The sequence below is a fragment of the Ruminococcus sp. FMBCY1 genome (genome assembly GCF_023921805.1).
Lineage (GTDB): Bacteria > Bacillota > Clostridia > Oscillospirales > Acutalibacteraceae > Ruminococcoides > Ruminococcoides intestinale_A.
The window spans coordinates 1524564-1549299 of sequence record NZ_CP074197.1 but is presented as its reverse complement, the minus strand read 5'-3'; the positions used below and the strand labels follow the sequence as shown (position 1 = coordinate 1549299).

Here is a 24736-nt window from a genome sequence, read left to right as displayed (position 1 = left end):
CCCTTTTGATGCAATAATTCAAAAGGGTGCACAAACAGATATGCAGTTTAAAACAAAATTGTATATTATTGAAAATCGAATAATTACAGATTCTTTTCGTATATAAGTCTTAATCCCTCGAGTACAAGGTCGTCGTTTACGGTAATGTCTTTTTTGCAGAACTTTACAATGTGCGGTGCAAATCCGCCTGTTGCAACAAGAGTGCATTTGTGACCCGTTTCCGCTTCAAAGCGGTCGATTACGCCGTCAATCATTGCGGCATTGCCGTAAATTATGCCGCTGCGTATACAGTCGGCAGTATTTGTTCCGATTGCCTTTTGCGGCGCAGAAAAACTGACCGACGGCAAAAGTGCGCATTTTGCGGTAAGTGCGTCAAGTGAAATCTGCACACCCGGCAAAATAACTCCGCCGCAATAAGCCTTGTGCTCGTTCATATAAAGAATGGTTGTGGCAGTGCCCATTCCGATTACGATTACCGGGCAGGGGTACTGTTCTTTTAAAGCAACGCACATACATACAATGTCCGAGCCTACGGCGCCGGGGTTGTCAAGGCGAATGTCAAGACCTGTTTTAATGCCCGGTCCGACAACCAAACTTTCTACATTTGCCACAGTAAAAATAGCTTTTCCGAGCAGGTCGGTTACTATGGGTACTACGCTTGAGATTATTGAGCCGTTAATTTCGTTTACATCAACATTGTTTATTCTGAATATAGTATAAAGGTCAACTGCGTAATCGTCGGCGGTTTTACTGCGATTAGTGGAAAATCTTAACTTCATAAGCAGTTTTTCACCTTTGTAAAGTGCAAATTTTATATTTGTATTGCCCACATCCGTGCATAGCAACATAAATATCACCTCATTGTAATTGCTTGGAAAAAACATCCTGCAACTCTAAATTATATCGTATTTTTCCTTTTGTTTCAACTCTATTTTAAAATCTGTTTTGCTTATGGATGTAAATATTTGCCGCATTTGCGGATTTACTCGAAAAATGAAAAATTGTATTGTTTTTAGACTAAATATGTTGTATAATAAAATATGCTTTAATTAATATAATGATATAATGAGGAAACAGCGTTTAATTATCTGTTGCTTTTTTTAAGACGGGAGAGTGTATATATGGCAGATAAATACAACTTAGACTATTTTGATGACGACAGAGTTGCGGCTCAACGCAGTCAATACAGGAGAGAATACCGTCAGCCGATGAACAGACCGCCGCAAAACGGCAGAGGGCCTGTACCTAATAATCGAAATAATGTGCATCGCAAGCCGCCTAAAAGAAAAAGATTCAGCAGAAGACTTAGAAACCGCATTATTATTGTAAGTGTTGGAATACTTATATTAATACTTATAATCACAATAATTTCTTCAATGTTCAGAGCCTGTACCGGTTCGGACAAAAAAGTTGACAATAATTCCGATAAAACAATACCGCCTACACAGGCAGCAACCACTCAACCCGCAACACAAGCAGCAAACGCAGCGGCACTTAATTTTGTTACGCCTAATATTAAGGACGATAACACAACAGGATATATGGGTACAAACGCTTACATCTGGAACGGCGCCGCATATGAGCTTTTCGGCGGCGATGAATACAGAGCACAGCTTTATGCCGATTCAATCAACAGCTATCAGCAGAAGTTAAGCGGAATTAAGGTTTACAATATGGTTGTTCCCAACCATACGGAAATGGGACTTCCGCAAAGACTTAAAAACAGCTCCGCTCCGTCGGATTCACAGGCAGAGAACATCAAGCAGATTTATTCAAAGCTAAACAGCTCTGTAACACCGATAAATGCTTACAACAAAATTGCCGAGCACTGCAACGAATATGTTTATTACAATTCCGACCACCACTGGACAGGACTTGGCGCATATTACGCATATACAGCGTTTGCGGAGGCAACAAATCAGGCTGTTCTTGATTTAAGCACTTGCACGGAAAATAAAATTGAGGGCTTTACGGGTTCGTTTGCAAACACAAATGACGGACTTACAACCGATACCGTAAGCTATTGGACATTCCCTTATAATGTTACAATGGATATTACGGATTCAAACGGCACTGTATCAAACTACGATTCGCCTTATTATCAGTATGCGGAGGCGGGTTCAAATACATACAGTTTATTTATTATGGGCGACAATCCGCTCACGGTTTTACATTCCGATTCCGAAAACGGTACGGGCAAGAAGATTGCCGTTGTCAAAGAAAGCTACGGCAACGCATTCTCACCGTATCTTACAAATAATTATTCCGAAGTTCATATTATAGATTTCAGATATTTCGGACAGAATCTTGCAGACTACTGCAAGCAGAACGGCATTACAGAGGTTCTTTACCTCAACGGCATTATGAGTGCAAATACTCAGGTACAGCTCGACAGTATGGACGGCTTACTGAATTAATTGTTGATTTTTATTTGAATTAAGAAAGGAGGCAGCGGCAATGCTTGCGGAAAATGTAAGAGTAAATGTGTTTGGCAAGGTCGGAAAAGGTTTTTTCTCCGCCTATGTTTCGGGCAATTCCTTTTCAAACAAAAGCGCTTATCTTGTTACACGCAAGGACAGAGTTGAAGAATACTTTGACGGTGTGGTTATTGCCGTTGCCAAATTTGAGGGACTCAAGGGCGATAAATTCATAGTCGCTCCGTACGGAGAGATTTATTACGAGCCGGAGCTTAAAAAAATACTTGCCCGCTTGCGTAATGTAAAAGTGGAGAGTATAAGCTGTCTTTACGAAAAATCCTGCGGTGCGGTGATTTTTTACCGCAACAAGCAGAATACAAAGGTATTGCTTGTGAAGAACAGCAACGGCAGATATTGGAGCTTTCCGAAAGGTCATATAGAAAACGACGAAAACGAGCAGGAAACCGCTTTGAGAGAAATCAAAGAGGAAACAGGGCTTGATGTTACCCTTGCAAAGGGATTTAGAGAAATCAGCGAGTATTGCCCGTTCGGCAAAATTCGCAAGCGGGTAGTGTTCTTCCTTGCACAGGCGTTTACCGACAGCGTAAAAATTCAGGAGGAAGAAATCGACAGTTACATCTGGGTTGACCTCCAGCAGGCACGAAAACTTTGCACCTATGACAACGATTTAAGAATTATAGAAAAAGCCGAAACCGCAATACATTTAATGAGAAATTAATTTGAAATCCGTTTCATATATATAATCGGGTGATTATATATGAAACGGATTATTTTATTGCTTATTTCTGCTTTTGTGCTTGCCTGTTCGGTTATGACGATTGTCGGCGGAAAGGAAACCGATAATTTTATAAAGTATGCGGAATTTAATGTTACGGCAGACGCTCTGCAAAAAGCCGTCAGTTACGATGTTTCTTCACAGTCGGAAGATACCAAACTGAATTATATAGAAATTTTATCGTACCTCGGCGCAAAATACGGCGGCGATTTTTCAAAATACAAGCAAAGCGATATGGATAACCTCTGCGAAAAGCTGAAAGACGGCAAAACAATAGCCGAGCTTACCAAGGATATGAAATACTATACATATTATTATAATGTATATACGGCAGTGCTCAGCGGTATGGTTGGAAATTTTGAGGAAGAACAGTCTGACGGCAGTATAAAGCAGGACTACGGAGTGCGGTGGTTTTCGCCGATTGCAAAGACTTTTCCGTATTCGCATTACGATGACTTCGGTGCAAAGCGGACATTCGGATACACAAGACCGCATTTGGGACACGACCTGATGTCGGCAGTCGGTACTCCCGTTATAGCCGTTGAATCGGGCAAGGTCGAGTGCCTCGGCTGGAACAGATACGGCGGTTGGCGAATCGGCATACGCTCGCTTGACAATAAAAGGTATTGGTATTATGCGCATTTGCGGCAGAACCGCCCCTATGCTGAGAACCTCAAGGAGGGCGATACGGTTACGGCAGGCGATGTTATAGGCTATGTGGGCAGAACAGGTTACAGCGATACCGAAAACATAAACGGAATTACCGAAAGCCATCTCCATATAGGGCTTGAGCTTGTTTTTGACGAAAGCCAAAAGGAAAGCGACAACGAAATATGGGTGGATATGTACGCACTCATAAGTACCCTTGAACAGCATAAAAGCTCAACCGTCAGAAACAGTGAAACAAAAGAGTTTAAAAGAGAGTTTTCTTTTAAAGAAATTAGTTGATAATGCCAAAATTCGAGGACAGCAATTATATTTGCTTTAATTTCATTGACTGTACCATAAAAATAATGTAAAATAAACAGTAATCGCCCTCACCAAAAGCGGTGAGGGTATTTTATGGTGTGCAAATCCCGACAATTATTATATTGCGTTCAGAGCAATGAATTGTCAGGTTAAAAAGGATATATAACGCTTGATTTTGTACTTATTTTATAGAATATTTGGGGGTATACAGATTGGTTTTTTCAAGCCTTGTATTTATGTTTGCGTATCTGCCGCTTACTCTGCTCATATATTACATTGTGCCGAGAAAAGGCAGAAACATTTTTCTGTTCTTTATAAACCTTTTGTTCTACGGCTGGGGCGAGCCGAAACTTATCGTGCTTATGCTCATAAACATAGCCGTAAACTACATAGGCGGATACCTTGTAGATAAATTTAAAGATGACCCGAAAAAGCGGAAACTTGTGCTGATACTTACCTGCGTTATCGACATCGGCACACTCGCTGTGTTTAAGTACACGGGAATGATTGTGGAAACCGTTAATATGCTGCCGTTCCTGAATCTGCCGACTCCGCAGATTTCTTTGCCGATCGGTATCAGCTTCTATACATTCCAGACAATGAGTTATGTAATTGATGTTTACAGAGGCGATGCGCCCGTATCCAAAAATCCGATTAACTTCGGTACATATGTAGCGCTTTTTCCGCAGTTGATTGCAGGCCCTATCGTTCGTTACCGTGATGTTGCCGAACAGCTCACAAACAGAAAAGAAACCTTGGACGAGTTTACAAAGGGTGTAAATCTGTTTATAATCGGTCTTGGCAAGAAAGTTTTGATTGCAAATCAGATGGGTAATCTTAGCACGGCAATGTTTGCCACAACCGACGAAAACGGCGTTGTCGGCACTTGGGTAGGAATTATAGCGTACAGCTTTCAGCTTTATTTTGACTTTTCGGGTTATTCCGATATGGCTTGCGGTCTCGGCAATATGCTCGGCTTTGAGTTCCTCAAAAACTTTAACTATCCGTACATTTCAAAATCTGTTACCGAGTTTTGGAGAAGATGGCACATTTCGCTTTCCACATGGTTTAAGGAATATGTTTATATTCCGCTCGGCGGCAACAGAAAGGGCGTAAAAAGACAGGTGCTTAACCTCCTCATTGTGTGGGGACTTACAGGCATTTGGCATGGTGCGTCATGGAACTTTGTATTATGGGGACTTTACTACGGCGTTTTGCTTATTTTTGAAAAATTTGTTTTCAAAAAGGTTCTCGACAAACTGCCATCGGCAATTCAGCATATCTACACAATGTTTATAGTAGTTATCGGCTGGGGACTTTTCTACTTTACAGATATGAGCAAGCTCGGTACATTCCTCGGAGATTTGTTTAACTTCGGCAACGGTATCTGCGGCGAGCAGGCTTTAAATCTTATACTTTCGTACCTGCCGCTTATCATTGCAGCGGCTGTTGCAAGCACACCGCTTGCGGCAAAGCTTTATGCAAAGGTACAGAATACAAAGTATATCGGTTTTGCGCAGACCGCATTTGTTGCAATTGTGCTTGTACTTTGCACAGCCTCACTTGTAAATCAGAGCTATAACCCGTTCCTATATTTCAGATTTTAACGGTAGGAAAGGAGAGTATTTATGAAATATGCAGCAAAACATTCAGCAAAACATATGGAATCCTCAAAGCCTGTCTGCCGACATCTGCCGAGCTTTGTATTTATAATTTTTATATTCGGCTTTGCAATCTGGTTTTTGATAAATCCAAAAGCGGATTACAGCTCAAGCGAAAAAAGATATTTGCAAAAATTCCCGACAGTGTCGGTAAATTCTGTGCTTGACGGCAAATTCGGCACTGATTTTGAAAAATACTTTGCCGACCATTTTCCTATGCGTACCCAATGGGTAGGCGCAAACGCTTACTTTAATCTCTCTGTCGGCAACAACGGCGCAGACGGTGTTTACAATTGTAAGAACGGCTACCTTATAAATAAGCCGATACTTGATACCGACACACTTGAGAGCAATGTGCAGACAATCGCAGATTTTGCGAAATCAGTCGATGTTCCCGTAACGGTAACACTTGTGCCGTCAACAGGCTACATCGCAAATGATGTTCTTCCTGCGGTTCACGATACATATACAGATGACGAAAAAATCGAGAACGCACAGAAAGTGCTTACCGAAAGCGGTGCGGATTTTGTGGATTTGCGTTCCACATTCAAAAATGCCTATGCAAACGGCACGCAGCTTTACTACAAAACCGACCATCATTGGACAACGGCAGGTGCATATACGGGTTATACGGAAATATGCAAGTCGCTCGGAATAACCCCTGCCGACAAGAGCCTGTTTACGGTCGAAAAGTACAACGATTTCTACGGTACAACCTACTCAACAAGCGGTTTTTGGCTCACACAGCCGGATACCATTGAAATTTGGAACAATAAAAATAACACCGAAAAGAATATCAGCGTAGAGATTATTGAGGGCGACGAAAAACAGGATTACCACTCAATGTATTTCTACAATCATCTTGAAGAGGACGATAAATACCCTGTATTCATAGACGGAAACCACGCAATGACAAGAATCAAGAATACAAATGCCACAGGCGGAAAAATTATCCTTGTAAAGGACAGCTTTTCACATTGTCTTGCGCCGTTCCTTGCAGAAAATTACAGTGAGGTAATACTCGTCGATATGCGTTATTACAAAAACAGCATTTCAGAACTTGCACAGCAGGAAAAACCCGATAATATCCTGGTGCTCTACGGCATAGATAACCTTGCAACCGATACCGACATTGCGTGGCTGTCGTAAAATGATTAATAGCGGTAAAATTGACACTCGGCTTTTTAGTCGGGTGTTTATTTTTGCGTGGATAAATTTTAATATTTTTAGTATAAAATTGTTGTTTTATGAAATATTTATGCTATAATGATTTCAGTGAAATATAAGAACTAAAGGCGGTGAGGGTAATTAACAGCATAGGAAGAAATATATTTAAAGCTATTCATGAGGGCAAGTGGCTTTATATAGAGTATAAAAACAAAAGTGATACAATAAGTAACGAGATTTTGCTAAGCTATCATTATCGCTGTAATAAAGCTATAATAGATTTCAGCAATAAAAAATATTATAATAATAAACTGAAAATTAAAACAGTATCTCAAAGCACACAGCCCCTGACATTTGTTGATATTCAATCGGAAAATCCTGATTCGGGAAAAGATAATAATACAGGTAACAATTCTGGTTCGGGAACAAATGAAAATGGAGGAGAAAAGATAGAATCTGTTTCAACAGGAGACGAATCTGCAGTTGGATTTTGGAGCCTAATGGCTGTAATCATGGTAAGTATAGTGATGTGTATGGCATTTACAAAAATAAGACGTAAAAAGCAGAGAAATTAAGGAGCCACATAAGTGTTCAGAAAAAAGTATAAAGTAGTATTAAAAGTAGTAGTATTAGCAATTGTTCTTGGAGTTCTATTAAATGCTTGTAGTAAAAGACAAACAGTAACCGAGGAATATAATACAATAAGTGATTTGGCGTATTCTGAAAAATGTAAAATTGAACCAATCATATATATTGAAGAAAAAACAGGATTTGTTCCATATATTGTATTAACTAATGATTATAATGGTAAAACACTTTTGTTAAGAAAAGAAATTCTTCCAGAGAATAGAAGAGTTAGTGATTATTCGGCTTACTATGAAGAAAGCGAAATTGATAATTACTTAATGGGAGAGTTTTTTGATAATTTACCTATTCAAACTCGTTGCTTAATTCAAGATTCGGAAATAGAGATTTTAGATGAACGATGCTTGAATCAAATAGATGATAGCGTGATAACTATTGTAAGAAAAGTGTTTTTGTTGTCTTTTACTGAACTTGGATATAAAAAAAATGGGCATGTCGGAGTTGAAGGGGTGCCATTGTTGTATTTTAAAGATAATAAGAATCGTTTTGCTACTACGAATAATGGAAAGTTTACTGTAAGTTGGTGGTTAAGAAGTGCGGATTCTACATATGATTCTTGTGTATATGCAGTAGGACCGGAAGGTGAAATTGGAAGCACGAATGCATGCAATATGAATGGCATCAGGCCAGCATTTTGTGTTGACGGTAAGCAAGAAATATATAAAGAAGAGGGCAGATATATTTTAAAATAACATAACTTATTTATATTAAAGTGATTATGTTATTTTGAAAGAATTATTGAAATTCATTTGCCTGTGCTATCTAAACGTTAATTGGCTACATTTTATTACTTAGTTTGATAAGTCATAATTTATCAATGTTACCAATAATTAGGATACAACAAAAAATCCGACAATAGTTTTTACTACTGTCGGATTTTTGATTGTTAAACTTATTCTTCTGTAATATCTTCGGCTTTTTTCGGGATAAAGTTATTTAGGAAACTTGCTTTTTTGCCTCTGTTTTTAAGGTAGATAAATCCCAAACCGTTAAACACAACTGCGCCGACAAAGTTTACCATTAAATCTTTCATTGTATCAATAAGACCGATGTCGAGGTAGCCGTTGATGCCGAGGTCTTTGCCGTTTACGGTTGTAGAGGTTATTCCGCTTATATGGGTAACGGCGTTTGTATCGTTGCCCGAAAGCAGGGTAGAGTTGATTGTTGTGACGATTGTGTCTTTCTGCATATCTTTGCCGAGAAAAGTGTCAACACCAAACTCGAAAAATTCCCAAACTGTACCTGCCGTCATTGAAAAACAGAACGAGAACAGGCATACAAAGATAGGGGAAAGGTTAAATTTAACCCTTTTACTGCGGTTCAAAATATCGGTAAGTCCGAATCCCACGCCTGCGCAGATAAAACCGTTCAGCGTATGAAGAATTGTGTCGAGAAAAGGTATTTTTTCATAGAATGAACCGATTTCACCGAGAATATTTGCCGAGAATACAAACAGTATCATAAAGGTTTCAAGCACGCTCGGCAGTTCTATGTGAAGACTGCGGTCAATGAACGACGGAATCAACATAAGTATAAATGTAAGTCCGCAAGTCATTGCGCTTTCGTATTTGCCACGGATGATGTTGAGAACAAATATAAATATAATTACAAGCCTTAGTATAAAGTAAAGTGCGGCAAGCTCCTTGTTTTGCTTAACACTGATAAGCAAAGTGTGCGGCTTTTTTGCCTTTTGTGCCTTGTTTTTATTTTTTTTCACTCGTTTCACCTCTTAAAATTTTGTCATACATTATTATATGTAAGTGTTGATGTTTATTTTCTAAAAAGATTCTGTTTTAAATTTTTGGTATATTATTCAGCAAACTGTTTTGCCAAGCAATTATAAAGGTTTGACCTAAATTTTTAAATCATTTTGCTTAACTCGTGCGCTAAATCAAATTTACTCCGACTTTTGATAAAGAACCTAAAAATAAGTCAGTCCGATTTATTTATTCTCGGACTGCTTTTTGTTAAGATTTTTGCTCTGCGTCCTGTTTTTCGGCAAGCTCTTTATTAAGCTCCTCTTTTGCTACAGCAAGCATAAGCTTGATTCTGTTTTCCTGGTTTACCTTTGGCGCACCCGGGTCGTAGTCTATTGTAACTATGTTTGCTTTCGGGTTTACTTCCTTGATTTTGCGGATAGCGCCCTTGCCGTTGATGTGGTTCGGCAGACAGCCGAAGGGCTGTGTACAAACAATGTTTTCGTAGCCTGTTTCGGCAAGCTCAAGCATTTCTGCGGTAAGTAACCAACCCTCGCCCATTTTGCTGCCGTATCCGATAATGCCCTTTACAAGCTGTTTTGTATGAGCGTATTCGTGCGGCGGAACGAAGTTATATTTCTTTGCCGATTCAATCATAAGTGCTTCGAGTTTTGTGAGGTAGTCAAGCAGCATTTTACAAAATGTGGATTTAATCTTTGCACCGCCGTAAAGTTTGGCGTCCTCAATTCGGTTGTCAACCTTAAATGAAGCAAAGCCCATAAGACCCGGCACACAAACCTCGCAGTCCTGTGAAGCCAAAAAATCCTCAAGTCCGTTATTCGCCATTTTGGAATATTTTACATAAATTTCGCCTACGATGCCGACTTTAACCTTTGGCACTTTATTAAGCTTAATTTCCGAAAAAGATTTTGTGATTTTATCAAGATTTTCGTCAATTTCTTCAAGCGTATAGCCGTTGCCCTCGATAAGCATTTTAGAAATCTTATCGCTCCAATCGGCAACAAGCGCCATACTTTCGCCTTTATTTACCTCATAAGGCTTTGTCTGGTTAGAAAGGAGCATAAGCTGATCGCCGTAAACAAGACCGCCGACAAATCTTCTGATAAGCGGAAGTGTGAGCGAAAAACCGCTGTTCTTTTCCATACCGAAAGAAAGCGAGATTACGGGTACAAACTCAAAACCTGCTTTTTTAAGCGCTTTTCTTAACAGGAAGATATAGTTTGAGGCACGACAGCCGCCGCCTGTTTGGGTAATCATAAGCGCTGTTTTATGCACATCGTATTTGCCACTCTGTAAAGCGTGTATAAACTGTCCGATTACAAGGAGCGCAGGGTAACAGGTGTCGTTATGAACATATTTAAGACCTGTCTGTGCAATTTCAGGGCCGCAGGTGTCGAGAAGTTCCGACTTGTAGCCGTAGTAGTTAAAAACATTCTGAAGTATATTGAAATGAATAGGTGCCATATTCGGCATAAGGATTGTGTATTCCTTTTTCATTTCTTTTGTAAAAAGCAAACGACCTGTTTTGCTGTCATATTTAAGTTCAGCCATTTAAAGCACAACCTTTCAAACGGTGGTTAATCGTTGTCAATAGCAGCAAGCAAGCTGCGGATACGAATTTTAACTGCACCAAGATTTGTGATTTCGTCAATTTTAATCTGTGTGTAGATTTTGCCCTCTTTTTCAAGAATTTCTCTTACCTCGTCGGTAGTAATGGCATCTACGCCGCAGCCAAAGGAAACAAGCTGTATAAGCTCCATATCCTTTCTTGTTGTAACATACTTAGCGGCAGCGTACAGTCTTGAATGATATGTCCACTGGTTAAGTACATTGGTGTGGAATTTCTCAACCCTCGGAGATACAACATCTTCGCTGACGATTGCTACATTAAAACTCGAAATAAGTTTATCAATGCCGTGGTTGATTTCGGGGTCTACATGGTAAGGTCTGCCGGCAAGCACCATTATCTTTTTACCCTCTTTTTCGGCTTTTTCAATAATCTCGTTGCCCTTTGCGATTACCTTTTTCCTGTACTTATCCTGTTCGTCATAAGCAAGTTTTGCGGCCTTTCTTACCTCGTTAAGTGTAAGGTCGGGGAAATATTTAGAAAGTGCCTCATATGCTTTCTGCGGGAAATGCTTTGGTATATGTACTCCGAAGTATTCCTTTATAAAGCAGATTTTCTGCACATCTTTCATATTGTTGTTGATAACTTCGGGATAGTAGGCAACAACAGGACAGTTGTAGTGGTTATCGCCGAGGTGTTCGTCAAAGTTGTATGACATACAAGGGTAGAAAATAGTTTCTGCTCCCTCGTCAATCAAAGTCTGAATGTGTCCGTGCACAAGTTTTGCAGGGAAACAAATTGTATCACTCGGAATTGTCTGCTGTCCGCGCTGATATATCTTTCTTGTCGAGAACGGTGAGTGGAATACTTCAAACTTAAGTTCTGTAAAGAATCTGTACCAGAACGGGTACATTTCAAACATATTGAGCGCCATAGGCATACCGAGCTTACCACGGAGTCCCTCTACAGGTTTGTACTCTTCGAGCAGTTTGAGCTTCAGAGCGTACATATTGAGTTCGCTCGACTGCGATTTCTTTGTAATCGGACGCTCACAACGGTTGCCTGCAATAAATCTTCTGCCGCCGCCAAAGCTGTTGATTGTAAGTCGGCAGTTGTTGCTGCACATACCGCAGTTTGTAACCTTTATATCGTGAACAAAGTTTTTGAGAGTCTCTTTATTTGCAAGTTTACTCTTGCCGTTGCCTTTTGATTTATTTTTTGAATATAGCGCCGCACCGTATGCGCCCATAAGACCCGCAATGTTAGGTCGAACAACCTCAACGCCCATTTCCTGCTCAAATGCACGGAGTACGGCGTCGTTAAGGAATGTGCCGCCCTGTACAACAACTCTTTTGCCGAGTTCGTCAGGGCTTGACGCTCTGATAACTTTGTAGAGTGCATTCTTTACAACGCTTAAGGAAAGACCTGCGGAAATATCCTCGATTGTTGCGCCGTCCTTTTGAGCCTGTTTAACGCTTGAGTTCATAAATACCGTACATCTCGAACCGAGGTCAACAGGGCGCTTTGCAAAAAGTCCGAGCTTTGCAAAGTCGGCAATTTCGTAACCGAGAGCGTTTGCGAATGTCTGCAAGAAACTGCCGCATCCGGAAGAACAAGCCTCGTTAAGGAAGATGTTGTCGATTGCGCCGTTGTGAATTTTAAAGCATTTGATGTCCTGACCGCCGATGTCGATGATAAATTCAACATCGGGCATAAAGTATTTTGCGGCAGTGAAATGCGCAATTGTTTCTACTATGCCGTAGTCAACATCAAAAGCGTTCTTTATAATCTCTTCGCCGTAACCTGTAACGGCAGAAGAAACTATGTTGATTTCGGGGTTGATTGCATAGACTTCCTCAAGAAAACCTTTGATAATCTCTACAGGATTTCCTTTTGACGGAAGATATTTTGAATAAAGAAGTTCGCCGTCGTCGTTGAGAACAACGCCCTTAACGGTGGTAGAGCCTGCGTCCATACCCACATAAGCCTTGCCTTTGTAGCCTTTAAGTTCCTTTTGAAGAACGGTTGCTTTTGCGTGACGGTCAGAGAATTTTTTGTAATCTTCTTCGTCTTTGAAAAGCGGAGGGTTAAAGGCAAAGTTGCCGCTTCCACGGTAATTTTTTACTTCTTCGATTACCTTGTCAAAGTCAATTGTTTTTTCGGCGCAAAGTGCCGCACCGCAGGCAACAAAGTAAAGTGAATTTTCAGGGCATATACCCTTTGTGTTTAAAGTTCTGTCAAAGCAGTTTCTAAGCTCGCTCATAAAGGTGAGAGGACCACCGAGATATACAACCTGACCTTCAATTTCTCGTCCCTGTGCAAGACCTGCGACAGTCTGGCTTACAACGGCGTTGAAGATACTTTCGGCTATATCGCTCTTTCTTGCGCCTTGGTTTAAAAGAGGCTGAATATCCGTCTTTGCAAATACGCCGCAGCGTGATGCGATAGTGTATGTTTTTTCGTACTGCTTTGCAAGTTCGTCAAGATCTTCAAGCGGAACATTGAGCAGTGTTGCCATCTGGTCGATGAATGCACCGGTACCGCCGGCACAGGTACCGTTCATACGCACTTCAAGACCGTTTGTGAGGAACAGAATTTTTGCGTCCTCACCGCCGAGTTCAATGACAACATCTGTGCCCGGAATAAATGTATTTGTAGCAACTCTTGTTGCGTAAACTTCCTGCACAAAGTCAATGTTGCTTGACTCCGCAACGCCCATACCGGCAGAACCGGAAAGCGCAACGGCTGCGTTTTCAACACCCTTTACCTTACTGCGTACAGTTGCGAGAATTTCGGCAATTTTCTCGGTTATTTGAGAATAATGTCGTTCGTAGGTGCTGTATATAATTTTATTTTCTTCGTCCAAAACAACGCATTTTATTGTAGTTGAGCCAATGTCAAGTCCTAATTTCAACATACTGCCTCCGTGCCTTATAAAGTTATATAAAGTCATATTATGTCAATTGATTATCCAAACTATTATACGCTTTTTTTGTTTAATTTTAATTCTTTAATCGCAATATAATTTCTTTAATAAAAATGACTATTATTTTCAAAAATATCAGCCGTTAAGTTGTATGTTTTCTTGCCAAAATAATACAATTTTCGCATAATGTATGTATAACAATTTTTTGCGTATAAAAATTATTGACGAATTTTACGGTTTTATGGCAATTAACAAACTTTTGTTTTGTCTAAAAATCACCTGAATCGGCGAAAAACTCGGTTTTATGCGGAAATTTAAAATATTTGGTAAAGTTTTAGAAAAATCGGGCGAAAACATATGCGTTATTGTTGAAAACCTCTTTACAAATTAACATTTAAGTGTTAAAATTTATTATGATACAGTATGTATCTTTAAAAATTGTATTAAATGCGGCAAACGGTGTTGTCGCTGACATACTTTAAGGAGGACAATTCCAATGGCAAGAAAAATGAAAACTATGGACGGTAACAGCGCTGTTGCTCATGTTTCTTATGCGTTTACAGATGTTGCTGCTATCTATCCTATCACACCTTCTTCCGTAATGGCTGACCTTACCGATAAGTTCTCGGCAATGGGCACTAAAAACCTTTTCGGCAGAGAAGTACAGGTTACGGAAATGCAGTCGGAAGGCGGTGCTTCCGGTGCGGTTCACGGTTCGCTTGCAGCCGGTGCTTTAACCACAACTTACACAGCTTCACAGGGCTTGCTTCTTATGATTCCGAATATGTACAAGATGGCAGGCGAGCTTTTACCGGGCGTAATTCATGTATCTGCCCGTGCTCTTACAAGCCACGCTCTTTCAATTTTCGGTGACCATTCAGATATTTATGCTTGCCGTCAGACAGGCTATGCAATGCTCTGTTCAAACAACCCACAGGAATGTATGGACCTTGCTGCCGTTGCACATCTTTCGGCTATCAAGGGCAGAGTTCCTTTCCTCCACTTCTTTGACGGTTTCAGAACCTCTCACGAGATTCAGAAGATTGAAGAGTGGGATTATGCGGATCTCGCAGATATGCTCGATTGGGACGCAGTAGAGGCATTCCGCAGAAGAGCACTTAACCCTGAGCACCCTGTAACAAGAGGTACAGCTCAGAACGACGACATCTTCTTCCAGGCAAGAGAGGCCTGCAACAAGTACTACGATGCAGTACCCGAAGTTGTTGTTGAATATATGAACAAAGTAAACGAGAAGATCGGCACAAACTACAAGCCGTTCAACTACTACGGTGCAGAGGATGCAGAGCACATTATCGTTGCTATGGGTTCTGTATGTGATTGTGCAGAAGAGGTTGTAGACTTCCTTAACGCTGCAGGCGAAAAGGTTGGTCTTTTAAAGGTTCACCTTTACAGACCGTTCGTTGCAGATTACCTTTTAAGCGAGCTTCCTAAGACAGTTAAAACTATCTCTGTTCTTGACAGAACAAAAGAGCCGGGTTCAATCGGTGAGCCTCTTTATCTTGATGTTCTTGCTGCTATCAACGGTTCTGACTTTGCCGGCGTAAAGGTTTACACAGGCAGATACGGTCTTGGTTCTAAGGATACAACTCCTGCCGACATCATTGCCGTTTACAGAAACGCAGAGAGCGACGCTCCTAAGAGAAGATTTACAATCGGCATTGTTGATGATGTTACAAACCTTTCACTCCCGATTGTTGAAAACCCTGACACAACTCCAAAGGGTACACATTCATGTAAGTTCTGGGGTCTTGGCGCCGACGGTACAGTAGGTGCAAACAAGAACTCAATCAAGATTATCGGTGACAATACCGATATGTACGCACAGGGCTACTTTGCTTATGACTCAAAGAAGTCGGGCGGTCTTACGGTTTCTCACCTGCGTTTCGGTAATCAGCCTATCAAATCAACTTATTACATTTCTAAGGCTGACTTCGTTGCTTGTCATAACCCATCATATGTTGACAAGTACGACATCGTAGACGACCTCAAGGAAGGCGGTTCATTCCTCCTCAACTGTCCTTGGGATGTTGACGAGCTTTCAGAAAGATTCCCTGGCAAGATGAAGAGAATTCTTGCTACAAGAAATATCAATTTCTACACAATCGACGGTATTAAGATCGGTAAGGAAATCGGTCTTGGCGGCAGAATCAACACTGTTCTTCAGTCAGCATTCTTTAAGATTGCTGACATTATCCCGGCTGAAAAGGCTAAGGAGCTTATGAAGGCAGCCGCTAAGAAGTCATATATGAAGAAAGGTCAGGCTATCGTAGATATGAACTACGCAGCTATTGATCGTGGTATGGAAGACCTCAAGAAGGTTGAAATTCCTGCTGATTGGGCAAATGCCGCTGACGATAAGGCAAGCGATGTAGTTCCGGGCGAGGGCGCACTCGTTGAGTATGTAAACGGTATCCTCAAGCCTGTAAATGAGTACAAGGGCAACAAGCTCCCTGTATCTGCATTTATGGATCATGTTGACGGTACTGCTCCTAACGGTTCAGCCGCTTATGAAAAGCGTGGTATCGCAGTTGATGTTCCTGAGTGGAATTCAGACAACTGTATTCAGTGTAACAAGTGTGCTATCGTATGTCCTCACGCTGTAATCCGTCCTGTTGCTATGACAGAGGACGAGCTTGCGGCCGCTCCGCAGGGCACAAAGAGCATTCCAATGATCGGTCTTAAGGAGCTCAAGTTCGTTATGACTGTATCTACACTTGACTGTACAGGCTGCGGCGCTTGTGCTAATGTATGTCCGGGCAAGAAGGGCGAAAAGGCTCTTACAATGAAGTCAATCGACAGCCAGCGTGCAGAGCAGGCTGTATTTGATTATGCGGTAACTCTTGACGAAAAGCCTGAAGTAGCCGCTAAGTTTAAGTTCTCTACAGTTAAGGGCAGCCAGTTTAAGCAGCCGCTCCTTGAGTTCTCGGGTGCTTGCGCAGGCTGCGGTGAAACACCTTATGCTAAGCTCGTTACACAGCTCTTCGGTGACAGAATGTTCATTGCCAATGCAACAGGCTGTTCATCAATTTGGGGTGCATCTGCTCCGGCAACACCATACACAAAGAACAAGAAAGGCTTTGGTCCTGCTTGGCAGAACTCACTCTTTGAGGATAACGCCGAGTTTGGTCTTGGTATGGCTCTCGGTCAGAAAGCTATCCGCAACAGACTTGTAGAGTATGTTGAGAACATTCAGAAAGATACAGACAGCGACGAGTTAAAGACAGCTTGTCAGAACTACCTCGACACAGTTTGCGATTCAACAGCAAGCCGTCCTGCAACAGACGCACTTATTGCAGAGCTTGAAAAGAATGTTGATGACGCTAAGGTTGGCGAACTTGCCAAGAAGACACTTATCGACAAAGACGAACTTGCTAAGAAGTCAATGTGGATCTTCGGCGGTGACGGTTGGGCTTACGATATCGGCTTTGGCGGTCTTGACCATGTTATCGCATCAGGCGAAAATGTAAATATTCTCGTATTCGATACAGAGGTTTACTCAAATACAGGCGGACAGGCTTCTAAGGCTACTCCTGTAGGTTCTGTTGCACAGTTTGCCGCTGCAGGTAAGTCTGTTAAGAAGAAAGACCTTGCCGCTATCGCTATGAGCTACGGCTATGTATATGTAGCACAGTGTGCAATGGGCGCTGACAACAATCAGGTACTCAAGGCTATGGTAGAGGCTGAAAGCTACAACGGCCCGTCACTTGTTATCTGCTACGCTCCATGTATCAACCACGGTATTAAGGGCGGTATGAGCATTGCTCAGCAGGAAGAGAAGAAGGCTGTTGAGGCAGGTTATTGGAATATCTTCCGTTATGACCCACGCCGTGCCGATGAGGGCAAGAATCCGTTTATGCTCGATTGCAAGGCTCCAAGCGCTTCTTATCGTGACTTTATTATGGGTGAGGTTCGTTATAACTCACTTACCCGTTCATTCCCTGAAAGAGCAGAACAGCTCTTTGCTAAGGCTGAAAAGGTTGCAGAAGAGAAGTACGCTCACCTTGAAAAACTTGCAAGTCTTCCTGATGCAGAGTAATTTTATAAAGTAATAAATAAAATTTAATAAATTTGCGTTGCTCCCTGCTTTAAAAGTAGGGGGCAACCGCACTGATTTTATTTTTAAGAATAAAAATTATTTATCGGCTAACAATAAAAACAGCGTAAAGATATGTATTAAAACGACAGCAACCGTTGCTTTCTGTGTTTTTCTTCACGAAAAAAGCAGTAAAATACTGATGCTTTTAAGTTTTTTGAAAAAAATTAAAAAAATTTCAAAAAACTTTTAAAAAGCCCTTGACAAATTGGGGCTGTTATATTATAATCTATCTTGCTGATTTGATGTTGGCGAACAGATGGCGGAATAGCTCAGCTGGCTAGAGCACTCGGTTCATACCCGAGGTGTCGTAGGTTCAAGTCCTATTTCCGCTACCATACGGCCCGGTGGTCAAGCGGTTAAGACACCGCCCTTTCACGGCGGTAACACGAGTTCGATTCTCGTCCGGGTCACCAAACAATTAGCCGGTGTGGTGGAATAGGCAGACACAAGGGACTTAAAATCCCTCGGTCATTGCGACCGTACCGGTTCAAGTCCGGTCACCGGCACCATGAAAAGGTCTATTGTCGTAAGACAATAGACCTTTTCGCTTTTATAAAAATTAAGTTAAGATACGGCTTGTTAAAGTGGCTTTATTTGTTCTGTCTTAAATGTTGAGATAACATTAATAAATTAAGGCTTAGCAAATTTATTTGCCAATCAATTATAAAAGTTTGGTCAACCTTTTTAAAGATTAATGTAAATTACGATTTTAAGACAAACAAGTACACCTTTAATCTTACAGGCAAAAGAGCGGGCACAGCAACCTACAAACTTGTATATTTCACCGGCGACAAAACCACAAAGACAATCACAGCTACAATTAATGTTGACTCACAGGGAATGTTACAAAACCCTGCTTAATAAATGCTAAACTATACTTCGGAACAGCTCACAAATGTGGGCTGTTTTTTGCGTGCGGAAAATGATAAATAAATTGCTGCGGATTTTGTATATACCTGAAAAATCAGTGATTTTTGCCACATAAGCACATAGCTGAAATATTTTTTGCCGAAAAATTTATCGCTCCCAAAATAATACTTGTTTTGACGGCAAAAGGTGATATAATTTAAAAACAAACTGCATTTTTAAAATTTTTATTTACATAAAAACCGAATACGGAGCAATTAAGAATTATATACAAGCTGTACTTGCATTTAAAATAACGGACTGCAAATTCGCAAGAGATTTTATAACAGAAAAAATCAAACGATAATTTAGTATAATTTTACCATTAAATTATGGTAAAAATGTAAAAACCCAAAAAGTATAACGATAAAATTATATATTTTGCATAAAAAGTCTATATAATTTTTGTTTGATAAAATTACTTACTTTTATTGCTCTTTTGACAAAAATATGATAGAATAATTCAGAGGTAGTATGTATTATGGATAATGTTATAGTTGTAGCCTCCGGAAAAGGAGGCACGGGAAAGTCAACAGTGTGCATTTGCCTTTCGGTTGCCCTTATTAAACAGGGCAAAAAAGTTTTGCTTATCGACTGCGACTGCGGTATGCGTGGTCTTGATATTATGCTCGATATGGAAAACGACATTGTTTTTGATGCGGCAGATGCCGTAAGCGGTAACTGTTCTTTTACAGACGCAGTTTATAAAAGTAAAAACAATGAGAATCTTTATCTTATGGCGGCACCTTTTGACACCGATAACGAGCTTAGTCCCGGGGTATTCCGTCAGCTTGTCGATACATTAAAAGCTGACTATGATTTTGTTATTATTGATTCACCCGCAGGCATCGGCTCGGGCTTTGTTACAGCTGCTACGCCCGCCGACAGGGCGCTTATTGTAGCCAACGCAGAGCCGACAAGCGTAAGAGGCGGATTAAAAGTAAAAAACAAGCTTGACGCTTTGGGTATAAAAAATCAAAGGCTTGTTATAAACCGCTTTGACAGAAAAACTTTTACCGAGCTCGGTTTTTATGCCGACCTTGACGAAGTTATTGATGCGGTACAAACTCAACTTATCGCACTTGTACCGTTTGACATAAGAATATCAGTTATTATGCAGCGTGGAGTTGCAGGGCTTAACTGGAGTGCCGCAGCATCGGTTTTTGATTGTCTGGCACGAAGGCTTGAGGGGCAAAGAGTTCCCTTGGCATTTAAAGGATAAGCCTTTTAATATATAGGGAGGAATTTGTGTATGAATATTGCTCTTATTGCGCACGATGAAAAAAAGGAACTTATGGTTCAGTTCTGCATTGCTTACTGCGGTGTTTTAAGCAGAAATAACCTTTGTGCGACAGGCACTACGGGCAAAATGGTTTCAGAGGCAACAGGCCTTACAATTCAGAAGTTTTTGGCAGGCTCACAGGGCGGCAGTCAGCAGATTGCGGCAAGAATTGCCTGCAACGAAGTTGATATGCTTCTCTTTTTCAGAGATCCGCTCAATCCAAAGCCTAATGAGCCTAACGATATGAATATGCTCAGACTTTGCGATATGCACAATATTCCTGTTGCTACAAACATCGCAACCGCAGAGGTACTTATTCACGGTCTTGAGCGTGGCGACCTTGACTGGAGAAATATTTTAAAGTAAAAAACGATTTCATTGTCGGGCGGTTTTGTGCTGCCCGATAATTGTGTTTATACGGAATTTTCGATTAATATAAAAGGTTTTATAATTTGGAGGAAATAATGGGAGTAATCACCAAAAAGATTAAGGGCACAGAAGATGTTTTGCCAAAGGACAGCTACCGCTGGCAGTTCGTTGAAGATGTTATGCGTAAAGAATCGGCGGCTTACGGATTTAAAGAGATTCGTACACCTGTTTTTGAGCACACAGAGCTTTTTGCAAGAGGTGTGGGTCAGACAACAGATGTTGTTCAGAAAGAAATGTACACATTCGATACAAAGGGCGGAGAAAGTGTTACACTTCGTCCCGAGGGTACGGCAGGCGCAGCAAGAGCAGTGCTTGAGCACGGTCTTGTAAATGACAGCTTACCTATCAAGGCAAGCTATTTTGTGTCTTGCTACCGCTACGAAAAGCCGCAGGCAGGCAGATTAAGAGAGTTCCACCAATTCGGTCTTGAGTGCTACGGTACACAGTCACCTGTTGCCGATGCAGAGCTTATCTGCGCCGCACAGTCTATTTTTGACCGCCTTGGCATTAAACAGCTCAGACTTGAAATTAATTCTATCGGCTGTCCTACTTGTCGTGCCGAGTACCACAAGGCGCTCAAGGAGTATTTTTACGGATACAAAGACGAGCTTTGCGAAACCTGCAATTCAAGACTTGAAAAGAACCCGATGAGAATACTCGACTGTAAAAGTCCTGTCTGCTCAAAGATTGCACAGGGCGCACCTAAAATTACAGATTATCTTTGCGACGAGTGTAAAGAGCACTTTGCAAGCGTTCAGAAATACCTTGATGCCGCAGGTGTTGAATATACAGTAAATCCTACAATAGTTCGTGGTCTTGACTACTACACAAAAACTGTTTTTGAGTTCGTTACCGACTTTATCGGTGCTCAAGGCACAGTTTGCGGCGGCGGCAGATACGACGGACTTATTGAGGAGCTCGGCGGAAAGCACTTGCCGTCACTCGGATTTGCAATGGGCATTGAAAGACTTTTAATGCTTATGGACAAACAGGGCATTGAAATTCCGAAACCGTCAACCTGCGACCTCTATGTTGCTGTTATGGGCGAGAGTGCGTCGCTTAAATCATTTGAAATTATCAAAGCTGTCCGTTCCTGCGGACTTATTGCCGAAACCGATGTTGTAGGCAGAGGATTAAGAGCACAGATGAAATATGCCGACAAAATCGGCGCAAAGTTCTCTATGGTGCTCGGCGACAATGAGATTGAGCAGGGCAAGGCAGTTATTAAGAATATGTCGAGCGGCGAGCAGACTGAAATTGTACTTGACGATACATTTGCAGAGAAATTTATGGTACTTCAGCTTGCCGATGTTGACAGCTTTAAGCTGTAAGCGTTGACAACTTAATTTAAGGAGATATACAAAAATGGCAGAATTTATGACAGGACTTAAACGAACCGACTATTGCTCCGACCTTAGAATCGGCGATGTCGGCAGAGAAGTAACAGTTTGCGGTTGGGTACAGCGTTGCCGTGACCTCGGTCAGCTTATTTTTATTGACCTTCGTGACCGCACAGGCATTGTTCAGCTTGCTTTTAACGATAAGACGGATAAAGAAATTTTTGATAAAGCTTTTGCTTGCCGCAGTGAGTATGTTTTGGCGGCAAAAGGCATAGTATGTGAGAGAAGCTCCAAGAACAAGGATATTCCTACAGGCGATATTGAGGTTATGGTAACAGACCTTAGAGTTCTTTCAAAGGCACAGACACCGCCTTTTGAAATTGTTGACGAAACAAGCACAAACGAGGAGTTAAGACTTAAATACCGTTATCTTGACCTTCGCCGCCGTCCTATTCAGAACAACATTATTATGAGAAGTAAGATTGCAAAGGTTGCAAGAGATTATTTCTACGAGAACGGCTTTATTGAGATTGAAACTCCGATGATGATTAAATCAACTCCGGAGGGCGCAAGAGATTACCTTGTACCGTCAAGAATCCACAAGGGAAAGTTCTATGCTCTTCCGCAGTCACCGCAGATTTACAAGCAGCTTTTGATGGTATCGGGTTTTGACCGTTACATTCAGCTTGCCCGTTGTTTCAGAGATGAGGACTTAAGAGCCGACCGTCAGCCTGAGTTTACACAGATTGATATGGAGCTTTCGTTTGTTGATATGGACGAAATTATGGAAATCAACGAGGGACTTTTCAAGCGTTTGTTTAAAGAAGTGCTTGGCAAGGAGCTTGTAACTCCGTTTGAGAAAATGACATACAACGACGCTATGGAGAACTACGGTTCAGATAAGCCTGATATTCGTTTCGATATGAAGATTCAGAATATCTCCGACCTCGTAAAGGACTGCGGCTTCAGCGTATTTACAAGCGCTATTGAAAACGGCGGTTCTGTTCGTGCCATTGTTGCAAAGAATGCGGCGTCTGTATATACAAGAAAAGAAATTGACAAACTTACAGAGTATGTAAAGGGCATCGGTGCAAAGGGTCTTGCCTATGTAAGATGGGTTGACGAGCCGAATGCATCATTTAAGAAGTTTATGACAGAGGAAGAGCTTTCCGCTATTTACGAAAGACTCGGTGCAGAGAAGGGCGATGTAATCTTCATTGTTGCCGATAAAAACAGCACAGTTCTTACAACTCTCGGTGCATTAAGACTTAAGGTCGCAAAGGTTCTCGACATTATTCCCGATGAATTTAAGTTCCTCTGGATTGTTGACTTCCCGTTCTTTGAGTATGACGAAGAGAGCGGCGAGTGGCTTGCAATGCATCATCCGTTTACAATGCCTAAGGAAGAGTGCTTGCAGTACCTCGACACAGACCCGTCAAAGGTTATTGCAAAGGCTTACGACCTCACTCTTAACGGAACAGAGCTTTCAAGCGGTTCAATGCGTATTACAGATTATGAGTTACAGCAGAGAATGTTTAAGGCATTAAAACTTACCGACGAGGAAATTGAAGCAAAATTCGGCTTCCTTGTAGAAGCGTATAAGTACGGCGCTCCGCCACACGGCGGTATGGGCATTGGCCTTGACCGTGTTACAATGCTTATGTGCGGTACAGACAGCCTTCGTGATGTTACGGCATTCCCTAAGGTTCAGAATGCAAGCGAGCTTATGTCAGCTTGTCCGTCCGTTGTTGACGATGAGAGCCTCGATGTTCTCGGAATTTCAGTAAAACCGCAGGAGTAAACGATGAATCAATTGTTTGTCGGAGCGGTTTCGTCAGGTGTGCCTGTCGGACTTATAGTTACACTTGTATTGATTGCAGCGGCTGCCATTGCCATTGCGGTGGCAGTCTATAAAATAAAACACGGAATCAGACAGATTTCAAGAAATATGTTCGGTACGGATTCTTTTGTACAGGGAATCAATAATCAGAAAAGGGAAATGAGTGAAACTCCACGCTCTTTGCAGGCTATGACGGGCCTTTGCCTGCCGAGAATACAAAGAGATTTCCCGGAGTTTGACTATGACGATTACAAACAAAAGTCAGAAACCGTACTGCGCAGTTATATGAACTCAATTGAGGAAAAAAATCCGAAGCTTTTGTACGGCGAGTGCTCCACAGCCTTAAAAGACAGCGTAAAGAGTATTATTACCGACCTGTCAAACAGAGGCTACAAGCAGAATTACGATGATATTGTAATTCACCGTACGGAGATTTCACGATACACAAAGGACGGCGCAACCGCAAGGATTTTGTTTGTATCGTCTGTAGGTTCTTATGCCTATACCACCGACGCCGCAGGCAGTGTGGTTTACGGCAGCAGGGATATGAAAACTCAAAGTGTTTACGAAACCGAGCTTGTGTACATACAGAATGTTGACATGGTTGCAAACGGCAGTGAGGGACTTGGTATTAATTGCCCTAACTGCGGCGCACCGATTAAGAACTTAGGTCAGAAATTCTGTGAATACTGCGGCACAGGCATTACGGAAATTAACATAAGAGCGTGGAAATTCTCGTCAATAAGAGAACAAACCAACGCTACAAGACCATATTAATTTATAAACAATTGCACTTAGGCAATGTTGAAAATCAGAGTGAATTATGGTTTAGCAAATTGCTTTGTTTAACTTGTGTGTTAAATAATAATTTATTTGTTACCCCAACATTTTTGAAAACAAACCTGTAACAGATTAAGAAGATTTAATCTAAAGCAAAAACCTTCGTTTCAGTGCAA

Annotated in this window: 17 protein-coding genes and 3 tRNA genes; 16 read left to right on the top strand and 4 right to left on the bottom strand. The window is 41.3% G+C overall.

What is annotated here, in order from left to right; all coding sequences use genetic code 11:
• Positions 1 to 83: 83 nt before the first annotated feature.
• Positions 84 to 848 carry a type III pantothenate kinase gene (locus KGF34_RS07675; RefSeq protein ID WP_022234693.1) on the bottom strand — a complete coding sequence of 255 codons (765 nt, stop codon included), beginning with the start codon at positions 846 to 848 and terminating at the stop codon, positions 84 to 86.
• Between the two features lie 273 nt (positions 849 to 1121).
• Here KGF34_RS07675 and KGF34_RS07670 point away from each other — a divergent pair, with 273 nt between their 5' ends.
• The 7 genes from KGF34_RS07670 to KGF34_RS07640 all read left to right on the top strand — a co-directional run bounded on the left by KGF34_RS07670 (position 1122) and on the right by KGF34_RS07640 (position 8347).
• Positions 1122 to 2417, top strand: coding sequence for a DHHW family protein (locus KGF34_RS07670; RefSeq protein ID WP_252558623.1), 1296 nt, complete (start codon positions 1122 to 1124; stop codon positions 2415 to 2417).
• A gap of 40 nt (positions 2418 to 2457) precedes the next feature.
• On the top strand, positions 2458 to 3156 hold the full coding sequence (locus KGF34_RS07665) for an NUDIX domain-containing protein (RefSeq protein WP_022234695.1): 699 nt from the start codon (positions 2458 to 2460) through the stop codon (positions 3154 to 3156).
• Between the two features lie 39 nt (positions 3157 to 3195).
• Complete coding sequence (locus tag KGF34_RS07660) at positions 3196 to 4161, top strand: M23 family metallopeptidase (RefSeq protein ID WP_252558622.1); 966 nt, start codon at positions 3196 to 3198, stop codon at positions 4159 to 4161.
• Between the two features lie 233 nt (positions 4162 to 4394).
• Positions 4395 to 5789 carry an MBOAT family O-acyltransferase gene (locus KGF34_RS07655; protein ID WP_252558621.1) on the top strand — a complete coding sequence of 465 codons (1395 nt, stop codon included), beginning with the start codon at positions 4395 to 4397 and terminating at the stop codon, positions 5787 to 5789.
• A 21-nt stretch (positions 5790 to 5810) separates the two neighbouring features.
• On the top strand, positions 5811 to 6992 hold the full coding sequence (locus KGF34_RS07650) for a DHHW family protein (protein WP_252558620.1): 1182 nt from the start codon (positions 5811 to 5813) through the stop codon (positions 6990 to 6992).
• 149 nt (positions 6993 to 7141) lie between these two features.
• Entirely contained in the window at positions 7142 to 7585 is a 444-nt protein-coding gene (locus KGF34_RS07645) for a C-terminal helicase domain-containing protein (RefSeq protein WP_252558619.1), read from the top strand.
• A 12-nt stretch (positions 7586 to 7597) separates the two neighbouring features.
• Positions 7598 to 8347 (top strand): DUF6273 domain-containing protein, encoded by a 750-nt coding sequence (locus KGF34_RS07640; protein ID WP_022234700.1) that lies wholly within the window; start codon positions 7598 to 7600, stop codon positions 8345 to 8347.
• A gap of 200 nt (positions 8348 to 8547) precedes the next feature.
• Here the strand turns inward: KGF34_RS07640 and KGF34_RS07635 are convergent, their stop codons facing one another.
• From KGF34_RS07635 to KGF34_RS07625, 3 genes are all read right to left on the bottom strand, one after another.
• Complete coding sequence (locus KGF34_RS07635; RefSeq protein WP_252558618.1) at positions 8548 to 9372, bottom strand: hypothetical protein; 825 nt, start codon at positions 9370 to 9372, stop codon at positions 8548 to 8550.
• A 250-nt stretch (positions 9373 to 9622) separates the two neighbouring features.
• Positions 9623 to 10924: a 2-hydroxyacyl-CoA dehydratase gene (locus tag KGF34_RS07630; RefSeq protein WP_252558617.1), complete on the bottom strand. Its 1302-nt coding sequence runs from the start codon at positions 10922 to 10924 to the stop codon at positions 9623 to 9625.
• A 26-nt stretch (positions 10925 to 10950) separates the two neighbouring features.
• The gene (locus KGF34_RS07625; RefSeq protein WP_252558616.1) at positions 10951 to 13857 is read right to left on the bottom strand and encodes an acyl-CoA dehydratase activase; all 2907 of its coding nucleotides are present in this window, start codon (positions 13855 to 13857) and stop codon (positions 10951 to 10953) included.
• 505 nt (positions 13858 to 14362) lie between these two features.
• On the opposite strand from KGF34_RS07625, the gene nifJ reads away from it, so the two are divergent.
• The 9 genes from nifJ to KGF34_RS07580 all read left to right on the top strand — a co-directional run bounded on the left by nifJ (position 14363) and on the right by KGF34_RS07580 (position 24557).
• Positions 14363 to 17923, top strand: coding sequence for a pyruvate:ferredoxin (flavodoxin) oxidoreductase (nifJ, locus tag KGF34_RS07620; protein ID WP_252558611.1), 3561 nt, complete (start codon positions 14363 to 14365; stop codon positions 17921 to 17923).
• A 318-nt stretch (positions 17924 to 18241) separates the two neighbouring features.
• A tRNA-Met gene (locus tag KGF34_RS07615) sits at positions 18242 to 18318 on the top strand.
• A 3-nt stretch (positions 18319 to 18321) separates the two neighbouring features.
• Positions 18322 to 18396 (top strand) — tRNA-Glu (locus KGF34_RS07610).
• Positions 18397 to 18404: 8 nt separating this feature from the next.
• Positions 18405 to 18492, top strand: a tRNA-Leu gene (locus KGF34_RS07605).
• Positions 18493 to 19370: 878 nt separating this feature from the next.
• Positions 19371 to 20111: a septum site-determining protein MinD gene (locus tag KGF34_RS07600; protein ID WP_022235332.1), complete on the top strand. Its 741-nt coding sequence runs from the start codon at positions 19371 to 19373 to the stop codon at positions 20109 to 20111.
• Between the two features lie 30 nt (positions 20112 to 20141).
• Positions 20142 to 20537 carry a methylglyoxal synthase gene (locus KGF34_RS07595; RefSeq protein WP_022235333.1) on the top strand — a complete coding sequence of 132 codons (396 nt, stop codon included), beginning with the start codon at positions 20142 to 20144 and terminating at the stop codon, positions 20535 to 20537.
• 98 nt (positions 20538 to 20635) lie between these two features.
• Positions 20636 to 21931, top strand: coding sequence for a histidine--tRNA ligase (gene hisS, locus KGF34_RS07590; protein WP_022235334.1), 1296 nt, complete (start codon positions 20636 to 20638; stop codon positions 21929 to 21931).
• Positions 21932 to 21965: 34 nt separating this feature from the next.
• Positions 21966 to 23741, top strand: a complete 1776-nt coding sequence (aspS, locus tag KGF34_RS07585) for an aspartate--tRNA ligase (RefSeq protein WP_195410664.1) — start codon at positions 21966 to 21968, stop codon at positions 23739 to 23741.
• Positions 23742 to 23744: 3 nt separating this feature from the next.
• Entirely contained in the window at positions 23745 to 24557 is an 813-nt protein-coding gene (locus KGF34_RS07580; RefSeq protein WP_252558610.1) for a zinc ribbon domain-containing protein, read from the top strand.
• Positions 24558 to 24736: the final 179 nt, after the last annotated feature.